At 73.2% G+C, this 4,811-nt stretch carries 5 protein-coding genes; 1 reads left to right on the forward strand and 4 read right to left on the reverse strand.

The window, feature by feature from the left end; translation table 11 throughout:
- From Q0716_RS00565 to tsaB, 3 genes are all read right to left on the reverse strand, one after another.
- A partial coding sequence (locus Q0716_RS00565; RefSeq protein WP_299018542.1) for a uracil-DNA glycosylase occupies nucleotides 1–560 on the reverse strand: 560 nt, incomplete at its 3' end.
- Complete coding sequence (locus Q0716_RS00570; RefSeq protein WP_299018544.1) at nucleotides 560–1,141, reverse strand: GNAT family N-acetyltransferase; 582 nt, start codon at nucleotides 1,139–1,141, stop codon at nucleotides 560–562. The genes Q0716_RS00565 and Q0716_RS00570, both read right to left, overlap by 1 nt.
- Entirely contained in the window at nucleotides 1,138–1,914 is a 777-nt protein-coding gene (gene tsaB, locus Q0716_RS00575) for a tRNA (adenosine(37)-N6)-threonylcarbamoyltransferase complex dimerization subunit type 1 TsaB (RefSeq protein WP_299018546.1), read from the reverse strand. Before tsaB ends, Q0716_RS00570 begins: the two co-directional genes overlap by 4 nt.
- A gap of 196 nt (nucleotides 1,915–2,110) precedes the next feature.
- Here tsaB and dacB point away from each other — a divergent pair, with 196 nt between their 5' ends.
- Nucleotides 2,111–3,529, forward strand: a complete 1,419-nt coding sequence (gene dacB, locus Q0716_RS00580) for a D-alanyl-D-alanine carboxypeptidase/D-alanyl-D-alanine-endopeptidase (RefSeq protein ID WP_299018548.1) — start codon at nucleotides 2,111–2,113, stop codon at nucleotides 3,527–3,529.
- 9 nt (nucleotides 3,530–3,538) lie between these two features.
- Here dacB and Q0716_RS10910 read toward each other — a convergent pair whose 3' ends face one another.
- A complete protein-coding gene (locus tag Q0716_RS10910; protein ID WP_366139700.1) occupies nucleotides 3,539–4,750 on the reverse strand; it encodes a fumarylacetoacetate hydrolase family protein in 1,212 nt (403 codons plus the stop codon).
- Nucleotides 4,751–4,811 lie beyond the last annotated feature (61 nt).

Consider the following 4,811-nt stretch of genomic DNA (forward strand, 5'->3'; position numbering starts at 1 on the left):
CATTTGATGACGTTGGCGATATAGACCCCCTGCCCGCGCCGCAGCCCCATGGCGGCGAGCATGCGGTCGAGCAATTGCCCGGCCCGGCCGACGAACGGTTCGCCTTGGCGGTCCTCCTCTTCGCCCGGGGCTTCGCCCACGATCAGCCAGTCCGGCCGCCGGTCTCCCACGCCGGGCACCCCCCGCTGGCGGCAACCCGCCAGCGCGCAACGCTGGCAGGCGTGGATGGCGGCGTGCAGCGCGTCCCAGTCCAGGGCGTCGATGTCCAACGCAGCGGCGGCGGCGTGGGGGCGGATAGGGGCGGCGGTGGCCATCGGTGGCGGCGCCACGGTCGGCCTGTTCGGGGACGTCGGGGGAACGGCGGGGGGGGTGGCAGGCGTTGCCGCGGGCGGGCGCGGTAGCACGGGTGGTTCGGGTGCGCGTTCGGCCGCTGCCGTCGCCACGCGTGGCTGCGGCAGCAGCGCACGCGGTGCCCACCACGGGGCGATGCCCATCTCGGCCAGCATGGCGGTCTGGCGCTCATCTAGGTGCGGCAAGGCGCGGGGTAGCGTGGTGGCCATCAATGGGCCTCCGTCGGGGGTGGGGGCAGCAGGTCCAGCCGCATCACGATGGCATCCTCGCGCCGGTGCGCGCCATCCGGATAGTACCCCCGGCGCACGCCCACCGCTTGCCAGCCCATGGCGGTATAGAGGGTGCGCGCGGGCGTATTGCTCGCGCGCACCTCCAGCCACACACAGGCGGCCCCCTGCTCGCGTGCCCAGCCGATGAGCGCCTGCAGCATCCAGCGGCCCCAGCCATGGCGTTGGTGGGCGGGCGTGACGGTGACGTCGAGCAGGTGCGCTTCGTCCACGCCGCGCATGGCCACCAGGCTGCCCAGCAGCCAGTGCCCCTGCGGGGTACGCGGCGCGTACACCCACTGGGGCGGGTCGGTTGTCGGGTCTGGGGGCAACGTCAGCACACGGCACCAGTGGCCGGTGGCCAGCGAGTCTTCGAAGTGCCGTGCCCGCCACGGGTGGGCGTGGGCGGTCTTGGCCACCTCCGCCAGCAGCGGGATGTCGGCGAGCGTCATGGCGCGCCAGACCGCGCGTTCGGCCCGCTGGGCGGGTGTGCCCACCACGGGGGGCGACGAAGGGGCACTCATGCGCTGGCGCGCTGCGCTCGCAGCGCGGCTTGTTCGGTGGTGGTCAGCGCCACCTTGTCGCGCACGTACAGGGGTTGCGCCGCCGCCGCCGGCACACACTGGCCGGCCGCCACGCCCGCGGCCGCCAGGCGCAGTAAGGCCGTCGCGCTGGGGTGGGTCGGCACGCCCCGGTGCTGCCAGGCCGTAGGCAGCCGCTCGCCATAGACCGGACGCACGTTGCCTGCGAGCAGCACCGGGGATGTCGCGTCCGCGGCCCAGGAGACATCCTCCGGGGGTGTCAGGTGCGCGGGTGCCACCGTCGTCCACCCCCGCTCGGCGTGCCAGTCATAGACCGCCGCGTAAACCTCGCCCATGCGAGCGTCGAGCGCGGCCACCACGCGCAGTGCGCGCGCATCCGGCGCGTGGTCGTGGCGCGCGGCTTCGGCCACGGCCAGCAGGGTGTCGAGGGGCAACACCGGGATGCCCCCGGGCCGCGCGGCCACCGCCAGGCCCTGCACCACCGCGCAGGCGGTGCGCAGCCCGGTGAACGACCCCGGCCCGCGGCCAAAGGCGATGCCATCCAAGGAGGCCAGCGACCAGCCCACGGTCTGCAGCAGGGCACGGATGGCAGGCAGCAGCGCCACCGACGCATGGGGCCCCCCGGGGCCGTCGTGCTGTGCGAGTGGCGCGGCGGCACCCGCCGCGCCCACGGCGACGCTGAGCCGGTCCGTGCTGGTATCCACCGCCAGCCAGCGGGCCAGCGCCGGCGGGGATAGGGGTCTGCTGCCATTCATGGTAGGGAATTATCCGTGGGTCGCGGTCCGCAGCGCAGGCCGCGGTTCTGTCCGTACACTCAGTAGCCGGCCGGCGGCGGCGCGGTGCCGGCCTTTTTGAGAGGAAGCGGGGATGCGTTTCTGGGGCGTGCTGTCCGATCGGTATCGATGGTCATGTCTGGGTTGGGGCTGCCGCGTGCGCGCCGCGGGGGCACTAATGCTGGCCGCAGCAGGCGTGCAAGCCGCGGCCCAAGTCCTGCCCCCCGCCGTCCAGCAGGCGCTCGAGCGCGCCGGGGTGCCGCCGGCGGCGCTGGCGGTCGTGGTGGCCGATGCGGTGCCGGGAGGGCAGACGTACCTCGCGCACCGAGCCGAGGCGCCGATGAACCCCGCTTCGGTCATGAAGCTGGTGACCACCGCTGCAGCACTCGATTGGCTGGGGCCCGCATACACCTGGCGCACGGCGGTCTATACCGACGGCCCGGTGCGCGAGGGGGTATTGGCGGGATCGCTGTATCTGCGCGGCGAGGGCGACCCCAAGCTGGTGACGGAGCGCCTGTGGCTGCTGCTGCGGCGGGTGCAGGGGTTGGGGATTCGGCACATCGGCGGCGACATCGTGCTGGATCGCAGCGCGTTTGCGCTGCCGCCGCACGACCCAGCCGCGTTCGACGGCGAGCCGCTGCGCCCCTACAACGCCGCGCCGGACGCGCTGCTGGTCAATTTTCGGACGCAGGTGTGGACCTTCGTGCCCGATGCGGCCGCGGGCGTGGCCCGCGTGCTGGCCGATCCCCCCTTGGCCGAGGTGACCGTGCCGGGCACGGTGCCGTTGGCCGATGGGCCGTGCGGTGACTGGCGCGCAGCATTGCAGGCGGATTGGTCCGACGCGCGCCGTCCGCGCTTCGCGGGGCGCTATCCGCTGGCTTGCGGCGAGCGCATCTGGCCGCTCGCCTACCCCGAGCCGGAGCGCTTTGCCGCGCGTGCCATGGCGGGCATGTGGGCCCAATTGGGGGGTGGGCTGGACGGGCGCGTGCGTGAGGGCACGGTTCCTGCTGGGTTGACGCCGCGCCTGGTGTTCGAATCGCTGCCGCTCGCCGATGTGGTGCGTGATGTCAACAAGTTCAGCAACAACGTGATGGCGCAGCAGTTGCTGCTGACGCTGGCTGCCGCGACGGCCACCCAGGGAGTTGGGCCTGCGGGGGCGAATGCCCAAGGGCCAACCGCGCCCGCCACGTTCGAGGCCGCCCGCTCCGTGCTGCGCGACTGGTGGCGCACCCGTATCGGCCCCGACGTGCCGCCGCCCCAGATCGACAACGGGGCGGGGCTGAGCCGCGAGGCGCGCGCCACGGCGTTGGCGCTGGCGCGACTGCTGCAGTGGGTGTACGCCAGCCCCTGGATGCCCGAGCTGATGGCGTCCCTGCCCATCGCGGGCGTGGATGGCACGCTGCGGCGCAGCGCCATGGGCCGCGGCGTGGCGCACCTGAAAACCGGCAGTCTGGCCGACGTGCAGGCGCTCGCTGGGTATGTGCACGGGGCCGACGGTCAGCGCCGCGTGCTGGTCGCCATCGTCAACCACCCCAATGCGCGCGCCGGCCGCGCCGCGCTGGATGCGCTGGTGCAGTGGGCCGCGGCCCTGCGCTGAAGCGGCGGCTCAAGGTTCGATTTCGATGCGCCCGGGGCCGTTGGCCTGAGTGACCTCCAGCACGCGCTGCGCCGCGACCACCATCTCGGCGGCCAGTTCACGCAGGTCTTGGTCCGGGGTGGGGCGACGGCTGTGCAGCCCGATGCTCACGCTGCGCGGCTGCGGCGATGGCCCGGTCGCCTCGGCTGCAGCGGCGCACTGGCGCAGGTCACTGGCCAGCACCAGCGCGCTGGCGGTGTCCGCGTCCGGCAGCACGACGAGGAACTGCCCCGGCTCCCAGTGGGCGAGCAATTCGTGGGTGCGCAGGCGCGACGCCAGCCGCTGGGCGATCAGCCGCTCGGCGTCGGTCGCGTCATGGGTACGGTCGCCCGCCACGTCATCGATAGCGACCACCATCACCGTGACGGTGCTGCCGCGCCGCTCCGCCAGCGACAGCATACGACCCAGGTAATCGAGCGCCGCGAGGCGACCGGGCAGGACCGCCGACGCCGCGCGTGGGGCCGGGTCGACCCCGGTGGGCTGGCGCACCGGGCCGAGGGTCAGCGCCACCTCGCCCACCCCCTGCACGCGGCCGTGCAGCCGGTCGCCGGGCTGCACCGGGCCCACGCCTTCCGGTGTGCCGGTGTAGATCACGTCCCCGGGTTGCAGGTGGTAGAACTGCGACAGGTCCGCGATCAGCTCGCGCAGGTTCCAGATCAGATCGCCCAGGTCGGCGCGCTGGCGCACGACGCCGTTGACCTCGAGCGCGATCTCGCCGCCCGTCAGCACGGTGCCCGGCATCGGCCGTACCGCGCCGCAGACGGCGCTGCCCTCCACGTCCTTGCCCAGGCACCAGGGGTGGCTTTTGTCGCGCAGGCGCTGCTGCACGTCGCGACGCGTCATGTCCAGCCCCACGGCATAGCCGTAGATCAACTCGTGCGCTTGCTCGGCGGCGACGCCGAACCCGCCACGGCCCAACACCGCTACCAGTTCGACCTCGTGGTGGAAGTCGTGCGTCTGTGGCGGGTAGGGCAACACCGCCCCCGACGCCAGCAGGTGCGCGGGCGATTTGGTGAAATAAAACGGTCGCGCCGTGGTCTTGTCGATGGTCACGCCCATCTCGCGGGCGTGGGCGTGGTAGTTACGCCCGACGAAGAACAGGCGGTTGACCGGCAGGCGCGCAGCGTTGCCCTGCACAGCCAGCGCGGCCACGGGCGGAGGGGTCCAGAGGTAGGTCGTCATAGCTTGGGAGGCGGGTCGATGCCCGTGATTGTGCGCCAACGCCGCCCCCGTCACGGGCGTG

This window comes from uncultured Tepidimonas sp. (assembly GCF_938045175.1).
Lineage (GTDB): Bacteria > Pseudomonadota > Gammaproteobacteria > Burkholderiales > Burkholderiaceae_C > Tepidimonas.

Coding starts and splice junctions, on each gene's coding strand:
- dacB (WP_299018548.1), top strand. CDS start 2,111: ATGCTGGCCGCAGCAGGCGTGCAAGCCGCGGCCCAAGTCCTGCCCCCC.
- tsaB (WP_299018546.1), bottom strand. CDS start 1,914: ATGAATGGCAGCAGACCCCTATCCCCGCCGGCGCTGGCCCGCTGGCTG.
- Q0716_RS10910 (WP_366139700.1), bottom strand. CDS start 4,750: ATGACGACCTACCTCTGGACCCCTCCGCCCGTGGCCGCGCTGGCTGTG.
- Q0716_RS00570 (WP_299018544.1), bottom strand. CDS start 1,141: ATGAGTGCCCCTTCGTCGCCCCCCGTGGTGGGCACACCCGCCCAGCGG.